This is a genomic window from Streptomyces changanensis (genome assembly GCF_024600715.1).
GTDB classification, from domain to species: domain Bacteria; phylum Actinomycetota; class Actinomycetes; order Streptomycetales; family Streptomycetaceae; genus Streptomyces; species Streptomyces changanensis.
Genome location: NZ_CP102332.1, coordinates 4,497,193 through 4,512,673, shown reverse-complemented (window position 1 = coordinate 4,512,673; position 15,481 = coordinate 4,497,193). Strand labels below are relative to the sequence as shown.

The following is a 15,481-nucleotide window of genomic DNA, read 5'->3' as shown; positions in this document are numbered from 1 at the left end:
TGAGGACGACAAGTGGAACTGGCCTCTTACTCGGACTACGCCGTGCAGCTGGTGAACACCGAGGAGCCGGCGCGCGGCAAGGACGCGCTCACTTCCGTCGAGGCCGTGCGCGAGCTGTTCGGCGAGATGACGCAGATGGCGCGGCGCGTCACCGACGCGGACGTCACCCGCTTCCGCTCGGTGCGGGCGCGGCTGCGCGCGGTCTTCACGGCGGCCGACGAGGGCGACCAGGGACGGGCCGTGGACCTGCTGAACTCGCTGCTGCTGGAGTTCCCCGTCAGCCCGCAGATCTCCGGCCACGACCAGTTGGACGACGAGGGCCGGCCGCGCTGGCACATGCACCTCGCCGAGCACCCGTCGAACGCCACCGCCGGGTACGCCGCGATCGCCGCGATGGGGCTCGCCTTCCACCTCACCGAGTTCGGCGCCGACCGGCTCGGCCTGTGCCAGGCGGCCCCGTGCCGCAACGCCTACCTGGACACGTCCACGAACCGCTCCCGCCGGTACTGCTCCGACCGCTGCGCCACCCGCGCCAACGTGGCCGCCTACCGGGCCCGCAAGCGCCTGGAGAGCGAGCGGTCGGCGGGCACCGGCCGCACCGCCGAGACGAGCCACGCCAGCACGACGGCCGCCGAGCGCTGACGCCCCGGACGGATCCCCCGGTACCGCGCCCGCACCAGGCCCAGCACGAGCCCGGCGGGGACCGTCCCGAACGTCCTGCTGTCCGCGGCCTCCGCGTCGGTGTTGTCGCCCAGCACCCACCAGCCGCCGTCCCGCCGCTCGACGAGCCGCTTCACGATCAGCAGGTCCTGCCGGAACGGATGGCGCAGCACGGCCACGGCCCCCGGGCGCGGCGGCGCCCCGTACCGCACCAGCAGTCGGTCGCCGTGGCGCAGCGTGGGCACCATGGACGGCCCCGTCACCTCGGCGACCCCGTACGGGAACAGGGGCCCCCGTCCTCGGTCCGTCATCCGCCTCCACCACCTGCCGGGCATGCCGCGCGGTTCCTCCACGAGTCCCATGATCCCCCTGGACTTTCGTCCTAAGCCCCGGGGGCTGCTCGCGAAAACCGGTCTGTCACCGAGTAATGTCCCACCTTGAGAAGACGATCACGAGGAAGGACAGCAGCATGCTCTCCCGCCTGTTCGCCCCCAAGGTGAAGGTCAGCGCCCACTGCGACCTGCCGTGCGGCGTGTACGACCCCGCCCAGGCCCGCATCGAGGCCGAGTCGGTCAAGGCCGTCCAGGACAAGATGGCCGCGAACGACGACCCGCACTTCCAGGCCCGCGCCACGGTCATCAAGGAGCAGCGCGCCGAGCTGGCGAAGCACCACGTCTCCGTGCTGTGGAGCGACTACTTCAAGCCCCCGCACTTCGAGAAGTACCCGGAGCTGCACCAGCTGGTCAACGACACCCTGAAGGCCCTCTCGGCCGCCAAGGCGTCGACCGACCCGGCGACGGGCCAGAAGGCCCTGGACTACATCGCCCAGATCGACAAGATCTTCTGGGAGACGAAGAAGGCCTGACCCACCCGGTCCGGCCCCGCTGACCGGCGGTTCCTGTCCGCCGGTCGGACGCCCCCGCACCCGGTCCCGCACCGCCCACCCGGCGGCCGCGGGGCCGGGTGCGGTCGTTTCCCGCAGGCGGGCGGCGGCCGCTCCCGGTGACGGACGGCGGCTCACGGCGGCCGCTCATGGTGGCGGGCGGCGGCTCACGGCGGCCGCTCCCGGTGGCGGGCGGCGGGTCGGGGTGGCGGTGGGCGCAGGGCAGCGGCGGGCGGCGCGGGGCGGGGGCTGTGGGTCAGCCGGGGCACGGCAGGGGGGTGCCGTGGCGCTGCAGCCAGTGGCGGTACGCGGAGGTGCGCAGGGCCGCCTCGCGGTAGGCGGCGGCGAGCGCGGCGTAGGCCGTGCCGTACAGGGCGGCGCCCTCGTCGCCCGGCCGGTGGTAGAGCAGGAGCCGGACCGCGAGGGGGTCGTCCCGCAGGGGCCGGATCGCCATGTCGTCGCGCGGGCCCGAGGTGGGCTGGCAGGGGGCGACGGCCTCGCCGGCGACGATGAGGGACGCGGCCGTGTGGTAGTCGGCGTGCATCAGCGGCGGGTCGATCCCCGCGGCGCCGAGGACACGGCGCAGCCCGTCCCACTCGCCGTCGACGGTCGGGTCGACCATCCAGCGGTCCTCGGCCAGGTCGGTGATGTCGACGACGGGCGCGGCGGCGGCCGGGTGGTCGCGGGCCATGGAGATGAACTGTGGTTCGCGCTCGACGAGTACGCGCCGCTCCAGCCCGTCCGGCACCTGTAACGGGCAGCCCTCGACCTCGTGGACGAAGGCCACGTCGAGCTGGCCGGCGGCCAGGGCGCGCAGCAGGCCGTTGGCGGAGACGTCCATGTGCAGGGTGATGTCCGTGCCGGGCAGCCGCTGCCGCAGCCGCCGCAGCCAGCCGGCGAGGGCCCGGCTGGCGGTGGAGCCGACGCGCAGGCGGGCCCCGTCGGCGCGGGCGGCGGCCGCGCGCGCCTCACTGACGAGCAGGCCCATCTGGGCCACCAGCGGGCGGGCGCGGCTCAGCACGACGCGGCCCAGCGGGGTGGGCCGGCAGCCGGTGCGGCCTCGGGTGAACAGCTCGGCGCCGAGCGCGTGCTCGATGCGGCGCAGCTGGGTGGTGAGGGAGGGCTGGCTCATGCCCAGGAACCTGGCGGCCTTGTGCAGGCTGCCCGTGTCGGCGATGGCGCACAGCGCCCGCAGGTGTCTCACCTCCAGCTCCATGACCCGAGCGTAGGGCGGTCCCCACGCGCCGCACCAGACACCGTGAGCCCGTGAATTTCCCCCAGGCCGAAGGGAGTTGTGGGGGGCGATGCGTCCGTGCTATCGCCCTCTGGCATCATCCGCGGGCGCCCGGGGCTCCCCGACACTTTCGTCCAACCGAACGCGTCCCCCCAGCCGTTCAGGACGAGTAGGAGCCCCCCATGAAGCACCCCAGGGCCGTGCTGGCCGCCGCGCTGAGCGTCGCCGCCGCTCTCGCCGCCGTGCCCGCCGCGACCACCGCCACCGCCGCGGAGGCGCCCGCCCCAGCCGCCGACCGGAGCGCCGCGCACGCCCCGTACGCCGCGTACGCCGGTTCGTCGGAGGAGGCGAAGGCCAATCGCGCCTTCTTCGAGGCGGTCATGGACTCCGTGGCGCGCAAGCGCGCCACGACGCCCGGCACGCAGGCCGTGACGGTCGTGTACTCGGCGGCCAACGCCCCGAGCTTCCGCACGCAGATAGCCCGCTCGACGCAGATCTGGAACAGCTCGGTCGTCAACGTGAAGCTGCAGGAGGGCAGCAACCCCGACTTCCGGTACTACGAGGGCAACGACTCGCGCGGCTCGTACGCCAGCACCGACGGGCACGGCCGGGGCTACATCTTCCTCGACTACCGCCAGAACCAGATCTACAACTCCACCCGGGTCACGTCCCACGAGACGGGGCACGTGCTCGGCCTACCGGACCACTACTCGGGGCCGTGCAGCGAGCTGATGTCCGGCGGCGGGCCCGGCCCGTCGTGCCAGAACGCGACCCCGAACGCGCAGGAGCGCTCCCGGGTCGACTCGCTGTGGCGCAACGGCCTGGCCGCTGCCGTCGCCCGCGTGTCCTGACCGACCGCACGCACCGGCGCCCCGCGGAGCGACCGCGGGGCGCCGGTGCGTTCCGGGCCGCCCGGCCGGGGCGTTCAGGCCGCCTGGAGGAGGTCGCGCGCGAAGCGCGTGCCGGCGGGCAGCTGCCGCAGGATCCGGCCGAGGGCCTGCTCGAAGTCGCCACCGGTGACGCCGGACTCGTACGCCGCTCCCCCGCAGTGGAGGGTGAGTTGCAGGTCCACCCGCTCGGGCGAGCCGTCGGGCAGTGCCTCACCGAGCGCCAACAGGCAGCTGAGGGTGCCCTGTTGGGTCGTGCCGCCGTGGACGACCGGCAGCGGGAGGTCCCACTCCAGGACGCAGCCCGCCAGCGGCCGGCCGCCGTCCTCCTCCGCCGCCCGCAGCGCGGCGAAGCCGCCGCCGCCGTACCGCACGCCCCGGACGCGGGTGCTGACGCCCCGGCCCTGCGAGGTGATGACGATCGCTTCCGCGCCGCGGCGGTCCCGGTACCAGCCGGTCCAGACTTCAGTCGACTCCGATGACATGGCGCGGACTGTAGCGGTACGGCCTCCCCCGGCGTGACGCCGGACACCCTCCGGGCCGGAGTTCAGCCGATCTTGGTGCTGTTGCCCGGCTCGTTCCGCGGCGGCGGCCCGTCCGGCGCCCCGTCGGGCGTCCTGTGTGCCTCCGGTGTCCCGGGCGTCCTGCGGGACCCGCGCTCGGGCGCCTCGCCGAAGCGGGCGCAATCGGGGTTGCCGCACGGGCGGGGGTGCCAGGTGGGGACCCACGCGCCGAGGACCTTGCGTCGCTGTATTTCCGTACCGACAGGCTGTCCGCAGGAGGGACAGGCGGGCTCGGTGGCCCCCGTCTCCTGCGGGCGGCGGACGGTGCGGCGTCCTTCGCTGCCCATACCTCCAGGGTAGGACGGTTCAGCGCTTCCGGCCGTACGTGCGGACGACGACGCCGTTGCCGAAGGTGCGGACGTCCTCCAGCGCGAAGTCGGCGACGGCGAAGGGGGCGCCGCCGAACATCGGCATGCCGGAACCGTAGAGCTGCGGGTACGTCTTGATCACGAGCTCGTCCACCTCGTCGACCAGCTCCCCGGCGGTCCGGGCCCCGCCGCACAGCCAGATGCCGAGCGGGCTCTCCTCGGCCTTGAGCTCGCGGACGCGGGCGACGAGGTCGCCCGCGACGATCTCCACGTTCGGGTGCGGGGAGGTGGTGAGGCTGCGGGAGGCGACGATCTCGCGCAGGTGGCCGTACGGGCTGGGCATGCCGGCGTCCAGGCCGAGCTGGTAGCTGCCGCGGCCCTGGACGACGGTGTCGAAGCGGCGGTTCGGCGCGTCGGCGATGCCGAGCGCGCGACGGCCCTCGGCGGAGATCGTCTCGGGGTACTCGCCGGTGAGGAAGGCCAGGTACTCCTCGTCGAGCAAGCGGAACATGGAGGTGGCGTCACCCTGCGGATCACCGATGAAGCCGTCGAGCGAGCAGGCGACGAGGTAGGTCAAGGTGCGCATACGGATCCTTCGCGGTGGGGGGCGGGCACACGGCACGAGGACCGACCCCCGAACCACTACGGACAGAGTGCTACAGGCGTAGTGGACAATGCAAGGAAAATCGCGCTCGCCCCTCGGACACGGGAGAAGGAGGCCGTCATGGCCAGGAATCCGGAGCGCAGGTCCGCGCTGCTCGACGCCGCCATCGACGTCCTCGCCGACGAGGGCGCGAGGGGCCTGACGTTCCGGGCCGTGGACGCCCGGGCGGGCGTCCCGGCCGGCACGGCGTCCAACTACTTCTCCGACCGGGACGACCTGCTCACCCAGGCCGGGGCGCGCATCCACGTCCGCATGAGCCCGGCCCCCGAGCAGGTCGACACGGTGACGCGCCCGGCGCCCGGCAGGGAGCTGGTCGCCGAGCTGATGAAGTGGCTGGTGCGGCGGACGGCCGAGGAGCGCACCGGTTACCTGGCTCTGCTGGAGCTGCGCCTGGAGGCCACGCGCCGCCCGGCGCTCCGGGCCGAGCTGGACCGGGCCGTCCGCGAGGAACTCGACCGGAACATCCGCTTCCACATGGACGCGGGACTGCCCGGTGACGCCGACACGGTCCTGCTCCTCTACCTGGCCATGACCGGTCTGCTCCTGGAGCGGCTGACACTGCCGGGCGTGCTCGCGGGCAGGGAGCTGGACCGGGTGGTCGACCTCGTGGTGGAGCGGATCGTCCCCGCCGGCTGAGGAACGGCACGGGCCGGGCCGGGACCACGGCCCGGCCCGTGCGGCCCGCCGGTCCGCCGGTCCGCTCAGTACGAGCGCCGGGTGACGAACTCCGCCAGCGACAGCAGCTCACCGGCCGCCGCCAGGTCGGGCACCGCGCGCGACAGCTCGTCGACCGCCCGCGCCATCCGGTCGGCGGCCTCCGCCTGGGCCCAGTCCCGTCCGCCGGCCCGCTCGACGGCCCTGGCCGCGCGGGCCACGTGCTCGTCCGTCGGCGCCGGCCGCCGGTACAGCTCGGCCAGCTCCGCGCCCTCCGCCGTGCCGGAGGTGAGCGCGGCGACGACGGGCAGCGACTTCTTGAGGGCGACCAGGTCCGCCCCGGCCGGCTTGCCGGTGTGCCGGGGGTCGCCCCAGATGCCGATCAGGTCGTCGATCAGCTGGAACGCCAGCCCGGCCTGCCGGCCGAACGCGTCCATCGCCGCGACCTGCGCCTCCCCCGCGCCCGCGTACAGGGCGCCGAGCGCGCAGGCGCAGCCGAGCAGCGCACCGGTCTTGGCCTCCGCCATCGCCAGGCACTCGTCCAGCGACACGTCGAGCGGGCCGCGCTCCTCGAAGGCGCAGTCCGCCTGCTGGCCCGCGCACAGCTCGACCACGCAGGCGCCGAGCCGGGCCGCCGCGGCCGGCGCGGCCGGGTGTCCCTCGGCGACGAGCGTGCCCAGCGCCAGGGCCTGCAGGGCGTCCCCGGCGACGAGGGCGTCGGGCACGCCGAAGACCGTCCAGGCGGTGGGCCGGTCGCGGCGGGTGCGGTCCTCGTCGACGATGTCGTCGTGGAGCAGCGTGAAGTTGTGCACCAGCTCCACGGCGGCGGCCGCCCCCACGGCGACGGCCGGGTCGCCGCCGAGAGCACGGGTCGCGGCCAGGACGAGGGCCGGGCGGAGCGCCTTGCCGGGGCGGCCGGAGGCGGGTGTCCCGTCGGCGTGCTCCCAGCCGAAGTGGTACATGGCCACCCGCCGCAGGGGGCCGGGCAGCGAGTCCAGGCCGGCGCGCAGCCGGGGGGTGACGGCGGCGTGGGTGCGGTCGAGGAGCGCGAACGCGTCCCGGCCGTCGCCCTCGTGCCGCGTACCGGTCCCGTCCGTGTGGGTCATCGTCACGGTTCTTCCTCCGCTCCCTGGGCCTGTGTCCTCTTCCGGGCAGGGGTACGGGCGGGGGCGCCGGTGCAGGGCGCCCCGCCCGTACCCGGTCCTCACCTCCAGCGGCTGATTTCGACGTTCTCCAGGACACCCAGGGCGTCGGGCACCAGGATGGCGGCCGAGTAGTACGCCGTGACCAGGTACGAGATGATCGCCTGTTCGTCGATACCCATGAAGCGCACCGACATACTCGGCTCGATCTCGTCCGGGATGCCGGTCTGGTGCAGACCGATCACGCCCTGGTCCGCCTCCCCGGTGCGCAGGCAGAGGATGGACGTGGTGCGGGCGTCACTGATCGGGATCTTGTTGCAGGGGAAGATGGGCACGCCGCGCCAGGTCGGGATGCGGTGGCCGCCGACGTCGATGCTCTCGGGGACCAGGCCGCGCCGGTTGCACTCGCGGCCGAAGGCGGCGATGGCCTTGGGGTGGGCGAGGAAGAGCTTGCTGCCCCGGCGGCGGGAGAGCAGCTCGTCCATGTCGTCCGGGCCGGGCGCCCCCTCGTGCGGCTGGATCCGCTGGCCGTAGTCGGCGTTGGCGAGCAGGCCGAACTCGCGGTTGTTGATGAGCTCGTGCTCCTGGCGCTCGCGCAGGGCCTCGACCGTCAGCCGCAGCTGCTGCTCGGTCTGGTTCATGGGCTGGTTGTACAGGTCGGCGACGCGCGTGTGGACCTTGAGCACGGTCTGCGCGACGCTCAGCTCGTACTCGCGCGGGGCCGGGTCGTAGTCGACGTAGGTGTGCGGGATGACCGGCTCGCCGCTGTGGCCGGAGGAGAGGTCGATCGCCTTCTCGCCGTACCGGTTGGTCCGCTGGTGCGGGATGGACGCCATGCCGGCCAGGTGGGCGGAGAGGGACCCGGCGCGCTCGGCGAGGTTCAGGACGTCGGCGCGGGTCAGCTCCAGCAGCACGCAGGCCGTGGCGGCCCGGTGGGTGTACTCCCAGCTGCACTCGCCGTCGAGCAGGGCGCCGTCGCCGAAGTACGCGCCGTCGGCCAGGACGTCGACGACGGCCTCGTCGCCGTAGGGACCGGTGCCGATCTTCTCTACCTTGCCGTGGGCGAGGAGGAAGACCCGGTCCGCGGCCGAGCCGGCCTCGACGATGACGTCGCCGGGGGCGACGTCGCGCTGCGAGCAGCGCGTGGCGAGCTCCCGCAGGGCCGCCTGGTCGTCGTACCCGCGCAGGGGTGGCAGCTCGCACAGCTCGGCCGGGATCACCTCGACGCGCTCGCCGGTCTGCACGAAGGTGACGCGCCCGTCGCCCACGGCGTAGGTGAGCCTCCGGTTCACCCGGTACGCGCCGCCCTGGACCTGCACCCACGGGAGCATCTTCAGGACCCACCGGGAGGTGATCTCCTGCATCTGGGGCGCTGACTTGGTGGTGGTGGCCAGGTTCCGCGCCGCCGCGGTGCCGAGGCTCTGCTGCGGAGGCACCTGCTCCGCCCGGACCTCGTCGCCGACCGAACCAACCGAACCAACCGACATGGACGTCCCTCTCGATCTTTCCGTACGGACCTGCGGCAGAAGCCTTTCAGCACGTGGCGTGAGGACGCCATTACACAAATGAGTGGGACTGAATGAAGATATCGCTGGGCAGTTAGAGATCCTTTTCGATTCGGCGGCGGTGGCGGTGGCGCGCGGAGCGGCGTGGAGCGACCGGTTCCGGCCGCCGCGCCCGTACCGCGCCCCCGTCCGTACCGCCGGCCCGGCCGCCGCGCGACCCCGTCCGCGCCCGTACCGCGGGACCGCCCCGGGGCCGTGCGGTGGCGGGTCGCACAATGGGCGGGTGACGTCCCGCGACCCCGCCGCCGCCCTGGAGCCGCGGCTGCCCTCCCCGCTGGTGGCGGTCGACGACGACCGGTTCACCCGGCGCGGCCTGCGGCTGCTGCTCAAGCGGGACGACCTCATCCACCCGGACCTGGTGGGCAACAAGTGGCGCAAGCTCGCCCCGAACCTGGCGGGGGCGGCCGGGCGCCCCGTGCTGACCTTCGGCGGCGCCTACTCCAACCACCTGCGCGCCACCGCGGCCGCCGGGCGGCTGCTCGGCTTCCCGACGGTCGGCGTCGTCCGGGGCGACGAGCTGGCCGGCCGGCCCCTGAACCCGTCGCTGCAGCGGTGCGCGGCGGACGGGATGCGCCTGGTCTTCGTCGACCGGGCGACGTACCGCGCGAAGGACGACCCGGCGGTCGTGGCGCGGCTGCTGCGCGGCGCGCCCGAGGACACGGTGGTCGTCCCGGAGGGCGGCAGCAACGCGGCGGCGGTGCGCGGCTGCGTCGGGCTGGGCCGGGAGCTGCGCGGCCGGGCGGACGTCGTGGCGGTGGCGTGCGGTACGGGCGGCACCCTGGCCGGGCTGGCGGCGGGCCTCGGGCCGCAGCAGCGCGCGCTGGGGATTCCGGTACTGCGGGGCGGTTTCCTGGGCGGGGCGGTGCGGGCCCTGCAGGAGCGGGCCTTCGGCGGACCGGCCGGCCGGTGGAACATGGACGACCGCTTCCACTTCGGCGGGTACGCCCGCAGCGGTCCGGCGCTGGAGGAGTTCGCCGAGGACTTCGGGGCGCGGCACGGGCTGGCCGTGGAACGCGTGTACGTCGCCAAGATGCTGTACGCGCTGGTGACCCTGGCCGAGGAGGGCGCCTTCACGCCGGGGACGGCCGTGGCCGGGGTGGTGACCGGCCGCCCGGAACCGGCCGGAGGCGGTCCCGGCTGAGAACGGGACGGTTCGACACCCCGGCACCTGGGTACGTCAACCCTCCGCCGGATTCTCCGGATTGGTCGCCGCAGAGCACTAGCCACTGTCCGTACTCGTGTGCCTACTATGAGTGACAGTCGTCGGACCCGGGGGCCCCGGCGACACGGCACCATGGATCGCGATAGCGTCACCGCGACTACGCACTCCTGCGTACCGCACGGTTCCGGGGGGATCTCACACCCCCCCGGCCCCCGAACGAGTTTGTGCCACCTTGGAGGTGAGGGTGTCCCAGATCGCAGGCGAGCCCGGGACCCAGGACTTCGTGGAAGTCCGGCTGCCCGCTGCGGGTGCCTACCTGTCCGTGTTGCGTACGGCCACGGCCGGCCTCGCGGCGCGCTTGGACTTCACCCTCGACGAGATCGAGGACCTGCGCATCGCGGTCGACGAGGCCTGCGCGATCCTGCTGCAACAGGCCGTGGCCGGCTCGGTCCTCAGCTGCGTCTTCCGGTTGATCGACGACTCCCTGGAGGTCACGGTGTCGGCGCCCACGACCGACGGCCGCGCGCCGGAGCGGGACACCTTCGCCTGGACGGTGCTGTCCGCCCTGGCGGGCAAGGTGGACTCCTCGGTGGCGGACGACCGTACGGTCTCGATCAGCCTGTACAAACAGCGCGGCGCGGGACCCGGGCCGGCGTGAGGGACGGGGACGGTCCGGTGCGGAACGAGGAGCGCGGCCCCCGGGCCTTCAGCGCGGCGGAGGGCATCGAGGGCATCCCGGAACAGCAGGCGCGGCCGCACCCGGTGGACGGTCTGGTGGAGGCGCCGGAGCAGGCGCGGACAGAGCGGGCGGCCAAGATGAGCGAACACGGGCACGAGCGGCGGAACAGGACCCAGCACGACCCCCAGGACCGCAGTGGCGCGAAGGCGATGTTCGTCCGCCTGCGCGACCTGCCGGACGGCTCCCCGGAGCGGGCGGAGCTGCGCAACCAGCTCGTCCGCATGCACCTGCCGCTGGTCGAGCACCTGGCCCGCCGCTTCCGCAACCGCGGCGAGCCGCTGGACGACCTGACGCAGGTCGCGACCATCGGCCTGATCAAGTCGGTGGACCGCTTCGACCCGGAGCGGGGCGTCGAGTTCTCGACGTACGCGACGCCGACGGTCGTGGGCGAGATCAAGCGGCACTTCCGCGACAAGGGGTGGGCGGTCCGGGTGCCGCGCCGCCTCCAGGAGCTGCGCCTGTCCCTCACCACGGCGACGGCGGAGCTGTCCCAGCTGCACGGGCGCTCCCCCACGGTGCACGAGCTGGCCGAGAAGCTCGGCATCTCGGAGGAGGAGGTCCTGGAGGGGCTGGAGTCCGCCAACGCCTACTCCACGCTCTCCCTGGACGTGCCCGACACGGACGACGAGTCGCCCGCCGTCGCGGACACGCTGGGCGCGGAGGACGAGGCGCTGGAGGGCGTCGAGTACCGCGAGTCGCTGAAGCCACTGCTGGAGGACCTGCCGCCGCGCGAGAAGCGGATCCTGCTGCTGCGGTTCTTCGGGAACATGACCCAGTCGCAGATCGCGCAGGAGGTCGGCATCTCACAGATGCACGTCTCCCGGCTGCTGGCCCGGACGCTGGCACAGCTGCGCGAGAAGCTGCTGGTGGAGGAGTAGGCCCGGCCGAGGGGTGGCACTCCGCCCGGGGGGAACGCCCGGCCCGAGGAGTGGTACCCCGTCCGCCCCGCCGTGCTCCGCGCGCGGGGCGGTGGGCCGCCGGACGGGGCCCGGGATGCGGACGGGACCCAAGGTGGGCGCGCGCCGGAGCGCTCAGGCGCCGCCGCGGCCGATGCCGAGGGCCTGGGTGGTCGCGGGGTGGACGAGGCAGACCAGCCCCGTGACCGCCGCGGCGGCCAGGGCGATGCCCGCCGGGATCGCCGCGCCGGTCGCCGTGAGCAGGGTGTACGCGACGGGCAGCGCCATGATCTGCGTGACGATCGCCGGCCCCCGGCTCCAGCTGCGGCAGCGCAGCAGGCCCCGCGCGGCGAGCAGCGGGATGAGGCCCAGGGCGACGAGGGTCGCCCCGCCGGTGAGGGCCTGGGTGACGCCGTCGGGCGTGCCGGTCAGGGTGTTCACGAGGACGTAGACGCCCCCGGCGAAGAGGGCCAGCGCCTCCAGGCCGGCCACCGCGGCGGCGGCCGTCACGCGGGTGGGACGGGTCCGGGGGGCGGGGTGCTGTTCGCTGCTGCTCACCCCAGCAGGGTAGCCGCCCGCTCCCGGCCCCCCTGGGCGCGGTACCGCGCGGTAGGTAACCTGGCGGGCATGCGCGCACTCCTCGTGGTCAACCCGGCAGCCACCACCACGAGTGCCCGCACCCGTGACGTACTGATCCACGCCCTGGCCAGCGAGATGAAGCTGGACGCGGTGACGACGGAGTACCGGGGGCACGCCCGTGACCTCGCCCGGCGGGCGGCTGACTCCGACGACGTCGACCTGGTCGTGGCGCTCGGCGGCGACGGCACGGTCAACGAGGTCGTCAACGGTCTGCTGCACCGGGGACCGGACCCCGACCGGCTGCCGCGGCTCGCGGTGGTGCCGGGCGGCTCCACGAACGTCTTCGCCCGCGCGCTGGGCCTGCCCAACGACGCCGTCGAGGCGACCGGCGCCATCCTGGACGCGCTGGCCGGGCGACGCAGCCGCACCGTCGGCCTCGGCTTGGCGGCCGGCACGCCCGGTACGGAGGACGAGGCGGTCCCGCCCCGCTGGTTCACCTTCTGTGCGGGCTTCGGCTTCGACGCGGGGGTGGTCGGCCGGGTCGAGCAGCAGCGGGAGCGGGGCAAGCGGTCGACGCACGCGCTGTACCTGCGACAGGTGGTCCGCCAGCTGCTGGGCGACCCGCACCGCCGGCACGGCACGATCACGTTGGAGCGGCCGGGGCACGACCCGGTCCGGGACCTCGTGCTGTCGATAGTCTGCAACACCTCGCCGTGGACGTACCTGGGCAACCGGCCGGTGTACGCCTCGCCCGAGGCGTCCTTCGACACCGCGCTCGACGTGCTCGCCCTGAGCCGGTTGTCGACGCCCGCCGTCGCCCGGTACGCCACCCAGTTGCTGACCTCGACCCCGGAACGCGGTCCGCACGGCAAGGACGCGGTGACCTTGCACGACCAGACGGACTTCGCCTTGCATTCGAAGGTGCCGCTCCCCTTCCAGATGGACGGAGACCACCTGGGGCTCCGCACGAGCGTGACGTTCACAGGCGTTCGCCGAGCACTGGGTGTGATTGTGTGAGCGGAAGGGCCCCTGGCCCTTTATCTCGAACGTATGGGCTGGGGTCCACCCCATGGAAGTACGGCTGTGACCTAGCCGACACCGAGGAATCAAAAAAAACTTTTCGGAAGGGGTTGTATCCGCCGCTGAGGTTTGCGAGTCTCTACGTGGCGATCGGGACGGCCCGCAACACCGGCCTCCACTGAAAGCCAGAACCCCTCCTCAGTCCAGGACCACACCAGTTCGTCTGGCCGTCGGCCCTTCCCTCGCGGGGGGATTCGTGAAAGCGTTCACATTCACAAGCAACTTGCATGCAACACCAAGGAGAGGTAGCAGCCATGGACTGGCGTCACAACGCCGTTTGTCGTGAGGAAGACCCCGAGCTGTTCTTCCCCATCGGCAACACCGGTCCTGCGCTGCTGCAGATCGAGGAAGCCAAGGCCGTCTGCCGGCGCTGCCCCGTGATGGAGCAGTGCCTGCAGTGGGCGCTCGAGTCCGGTCAGGACTCCGGCGTCTGGGGTGGCCTCAGCGAGGACGAGCGCCGCGCGATGAAGCGCCGCGCCGCCCGTAACCGGGCGCGCAACGCCAGCGCCTGAGCACCGCCACCGCGCCTCCCGAGTAGCAGCGCGCAGCAGTAACCCACAGCGTTCGAGCCCCGGACCGTGCCGACACGGACCGGGGCTCGCTGCTGTGCCCGCACACCGTGCGCGCACCACACACCGCACACCGCGCGTGTGCCGCGTGCACGCCGCCGGCTGCCGGCCGCGGGGGCCGGGGAGCGGGGCGGGGCCGGCGGCGGAGGGGGGGCGCGGGCCCTGCCGGTGCTACTTCTGGGCCCGCACCGGGACGTCCAGCACGACGCGCGTCCCGCGCTCCGGGGCCGGGCGCATGTCGAACGTACCGCCCAACTCCCCCTCCACCAGGGTGCGGACGATCTGGAGTCCGAGGTTCCCGGTGCGCTGCGGGTCGAAGCCGGGCGGCAGACCGCGGCCGTCGTCCTGGACGGTGATGAGCAGCCGCGCGTCGCCGACCCGTCCGTCGCCGCGGACCGCCGCCACCTCGACGGTGCCGTGCTCGCCGGGGGCGAAGGCGTGCTCCAGGGCGTTCTGGAGGACCTCGGTCAGCACCATGGACAGGGGCGTGGCGACCTCGGCGTCGAGCACGCCGAAGCGGCCGTTGCGCCGGCAGACGACCCCGCCCGGGGAGATCTCGGCGACCATCGAGATGACGCGGTCGGCGATGTCGTCGAACTCGACGCGCTCGTCGAGGTTCTGGGAGAGCGTCTCGTGGACGATGGCGATCGAGCCGACCCGCCGCACCGCCTCGTTCAGCGCCTCCCTCCCCTGGTCGGAGTCCATCCGGCGGGCCTGGAGGCGCAGCAGGGCGGCGACCGTCTGGAGGTTGTTCTTCACCCGGTGGTGGATCTCCCGGATGGTCGCGTCCTTGGTGATCAACTCTCTTTCGCGGCGCCGGAGTTCGGTGACGTCCCGGAGGAGGACGAGCGAGCCGATCCGGGTGCCCTTGGGCTTGAGGGGGATGGCCCGCAGCTGGATCACCCCGCCGTTGCCCTCGACCTCCGCCTCGCGCGGGGCGTAGCCGCTGGCCAGTTTGACCAGCGCCTCGTCGACGGGACCGCGGGAGGGCGCGAGTTCGGCGGTGATCTGGCCGAGGTGCTGGCCGACGAGGTCGGCGGCCAAGCCCAGGCGGTGGTAGGCGGAGAGGGCGTTCGGCGAGGCGTACTGGACGACGCCTTCCGCGTCGAGCCGGATCAGGCCGTCGCCGGCGCGCGGCGAGGCGTCCATGTCGACCTGCTGCTCCGCGAAGGGGAAGCTGCCCGCGGCGATCATCTGGGCGAGGTCGGAGGCGGACTGGAGGTAGGTGAGCTCCAGCCGGGAGGGCGTACGGACGGTGAGCAGGTTGGTGTTGCGGGCGATCACGCCGAGGACCCGGCCCGCCCGGCGCACGGGGATCGACTCGACGCGTACGGGGACCTCCTCCCGCCACTCCGGGTCGCCCTCGCGCACGATCCGGCCCTCGTCGAGGGCCGCGTCGAGCAGCGGTCGGCGGCCCCGGGGGACGAGGTGGCCGACCATGTCGTCCTGGTACGAGGTGGGCCCGGTGTTGGGGCGCATCTGCGCGACCGAGACGTACCGGGTCCCGTCTCGGGTCGGCACCCACAGCACGAGGTCGGCGAAGGACAGGTCGGAGAGCAGCTGCCACTCCGAGACCAGCAGATGGAGCCACTCGAGGTCGGACTCCCCGAGGGCGGTGTGCTGGCGGACGAGGTCGTTCATGGACGGCACATCCGCGAGCGTACCCGGGGCCCGAACCTGGTGCTTTGCCCGTCCGTGGGGGAGGATGGGCCGGGAAAGTCCGCGTCCTGTGGATGGACAGCCCCAAATGGTCTAGTCCACAATGGCGACGTGAGGACCTCCACCCTCCCCGCACAGGAGGGTGGACCGGGGAACCGGCGCTCTCTGCCCTGACTGCGCCGGGGCCCCACCCGCGGCCGCGGGACCGCACACCCGCCGGCCGCTGCTACTCCGGGC

The 15,481-nt window shown here is 73.6% G+C and carries 18 protein-coding genes; 9 read left to right on the top strand and 9 right to left on the bottom strand.

All coding sequences use genetic code 11. From position 1 onward, the window contains the following. Nucleotides 1-12: 12 nt before the first annotated feature. Nucleotides 13-642: a CGNR zinc finger domain-containing protein gene (locus NRO40_RS20190; RefSeq protein WP_058943419.1), complete on the top strand. Its 630-nt coding sequence runs from the start codon at nt 13-15 to the stop codon at nt 640-642. On the opposite strand, the gene sodX is transcribed toward NRO40_RS20190, so the two are convergent. Further along, the gene (gene sodX / locus NRO40_RS20185) at nt 546-971 is read right to left on the bottom strand and encodes a nickel-type superoxide dismutase maturation protease (RefSeq protein ID WP_107115151.1); all 426 of its coding nucleotides are present in this window, start codon (nt 969-971) and stop codon (nt 546-548) included. The genes NRO40_RS20190 and sodX overlap by 97 nt on opposite strands. Nucleotides 972-1,129: 158 nt before the next feature. Here sodX and sodN point away from each other — a divergent pair, with 158 nt between their 5' ends. Then, nucleotides 1,130-1,525, top strand: coding sequence for a superoxide dismutase, Ni (gene sodN, locus NRO40_RS20180; protein WP_019075224.1), 396 nt, complete (start codon nt 1,130-1,132; stop codon nt 1,523-1,525). A gap of 274 nt (nt 1,526-1,799) precedes the next feature. On the opposite strand, the gene NRO40_RS20175 is transcribed toward sodN, so the two are convergent. Then, nucleotides 1,800-2,759 carry a LysR family transcriptional regulator gene (locus tag NRO40_RS20175; RefSeq protein ID WP_198549396.1) on the bottom strand — a complete coding sequence of 320 codons (960 nt, stop codon included), beginning with the start codon at nt 2,757-2,759 and terminating at the stop codon, nt 1,800-1,802. Nucleotides 2,760-2,959: 200 nt separating this feature from the next. On the opposite strand from NRO40_RS20175, the gene snpA reads away from it, so the two are divergent. After that, nucleotides 2,960-3,628 (top strand): snapalysin, encoded by a 669-nt coding sequence (gene snpA, locus NRO40_RS20170; protein WP_058943418.1) that lies wholly within the window; start codon nt 2,960-2,962, stop codon nt 3,626-3,628. A gap of 74 nt (nt 3,629-3,702) precedes the next feature. Here the strand turns inward: snpA and NRO40_RS20165 are convergent, their stop codons facing one another. The 3 genes from NRO40_RS20165 to NRO40_RS20155 form a co-directional block, all read right to left on the bottom strand. Beyond that, on the bottom strand, nt 3,703-4,149 hold the full coding sequence (locus NRO40_RS20165; RefSeq protein ID WP_058943417.1) for a DUF6304 family protein: 447 nt from the start codon (nt 4,147-4,149) through the stop codon (nt 3,703-3,705). Between the two features lie 62 nt (nt 4,150-4,211). Beyond that, the gene (locus tag NRO40_RS20160; RefSeq protein WP_198549395.1) at nt 4,212-4,514 is read right to left on the bottom strand and encodes a hypothetical protein; all 303 of its coding nucleotides are present in this window, start codon (nt 4,512-4,514) and stop codon (nt 4,212-4,214) included. A 19-nt stretch (nt 4,515-4,533) separates the two neighbouring features. Next, nucleotides 4,534-5,121 (bottom strand): dihydrofolate reductase family protein, encoded by a 588-nt coding sequence (locus NRO40_RS20155; protein ID WP_058943416.1) that lies wholly within the window; start codon nt 5,119-5,121, stop codon nt 4,534-4,536. Between the two features lie 138 nt (nt 5,122-5,259). Between NRO40_RS20155 and NRO40_RS20150 the strand changes: the two genes are divergently transcribed. After that, a complete protein-coding gene (locus tag NRO40_RS20150) occupies nt 5,260-5,835 on the top strand; it encodes a TetR/AcrR family transcriptional regulator (RefSeq protein WP_058943415.1) in 576 nt (191 codons plus the stop codon). A gap of 65 nt (nt 5,836-5,900) precedes the next feature. Here NRO40_RS20150 and NRO40_RS20145 read toward each other — a convergent pair whose 3' ends face one another. Both NRO40_RS20145 and NRO40_RS20140 read right to left on the bottom strand, forming a co-directional pair. Further along, nucleotides 5,901-6,959 (bottom strand): family 2 encapsulin nanocompartment cargo protein polyprenyl transferase, encoded by a 1,059-nt coding sequence (locus NRO40_RS20145; RefSeq protein WP_058943414.1) that lies wholly within the window; start codon nt 6,957-6,959, stop codon nt 5,901-5,903. A gap of 98 nt (nt 6,960-7,057) precedes the next feature. Further along, nucleotides 7,058-8,482, bottom strand: a complete 1,425-nt coding sequence (locus tag NRO40_RS20140) for a family 2B encapsulin nanocompartment shell protein (RefSeq protein ID WP_058943413.1) — start codon at nt 8,480-8,482, stop codon at nt 7,058-7,060. A 301-nt stretch (nt 8,483-8,783) separates the two neighbouring features. On the opposite strand from NRO40_RS20140, the gene NRO40_RS20135 reads away from it, so the two are divergent. From NRO40_RS20135 to NRO40_RS20125, 3 genes are all read left to right on the top strand, one after another. Beyond that, the gene (locus NRO40_RS20135; RefSeq protein ID WP_058943412.1) at nt 8,784-9,701 is read left to right on the top strand and encodes a 1-aminocyclopropane-1-carboxylate deaminase/D-cysteine desulfhydrase; all 918 of its coding nucleotides are present in this window, start codon (nt 8,784-8,786) and stop codon (nt 9,699-9,701) included. A 265-nt stretch (nt 9,702-9,966) separates the two neighbouring features. Then, a complete protein-coding gene (locus NRO40_RS20130; RefSeq protein ID WP_028963827.1) occupies nt 9,967-10,380 on the top strand; it encodes an ATP-binding protein in 414 nt (137 codons plus the stop codon). Then, complete coding sequence (locus tag NRO40_RS20125) at nt 10,377-11,339, top strand: RNA polymerase sigma factor SigF (protein WP_058943411.1); 963 nt, start codon at nt 10,377-10,379, stop codon at nt 11,337-11,339. The genes NRO40_RS20130 and NRO40_RS20125 overlap by 4 nt, the downstream gene beginning before the upstream one ends. A 153-nt stretch (nt 11,340-11,492) precedes the next feature. Here NRO40_RS20125 and NRO40_RS20120 read toward each other — a convergent pair whose 3' ends face one another. Beyond that, nucleotides 11,493-11,915 (bottom strand): hypothetical protein, encoded by a 423-nt coding sequence (locus tag NRO40_RS20120; protein WP_058943410.1) that lies wholly within the window; start codon nt 11,913-11,915, stop codon nt 11,493-11,495. A gap of 69 nt (nt 11,916-11,984) precedes the next feature. On the opposite strand from NRO40_RS20120, the gene NRO40_RS20115 reads away from it, so the two are divergent. Next, the gene (locus NRO40_RS20115; RefSeq protein WP_058943409.1) at nt 11,985-12,953 is read left to right on the top strand and encodes a diacylglycerol/lipid kinase family protein; all 969 of its coding nucleotides are present in this window, start codon (nt 11,985-11,987) and stop codon (nt 12,951-12,953) included. A 317-nt stretch (nt 12,954-13,270) separates the two neighbouring features. Next, nucleotides 13,271-13,528 (top strand): WhiB family transcriptional regulator, encoded by a 258-nt coding sequence (locus NRO40_RS20110; protein ID WP_003953983.1) that lies wholly within the window; start codon nt 13,271-13,273, stop codon nt 13,526-13,528. A 228-nt stretch (nt 13,529-13,756) separates the two neighbouring features. Here NRO40_RS20110 and NRO40_RS20105 read toward each other — a convergent pair whose 3' ends face one another. After that, a complete protein-coding gene (locus NRO40_RS20105) occupies nt 13,757-15,226 on the bottom strand; it encodes a sensor histidine kinase (RefSeq protein ID WP_058943408.1) in 1,470 nt (489 codons plus the stop codon). Between the last annotated feature and the right edge of the window lie 255 nt (nt 15,227-15,481).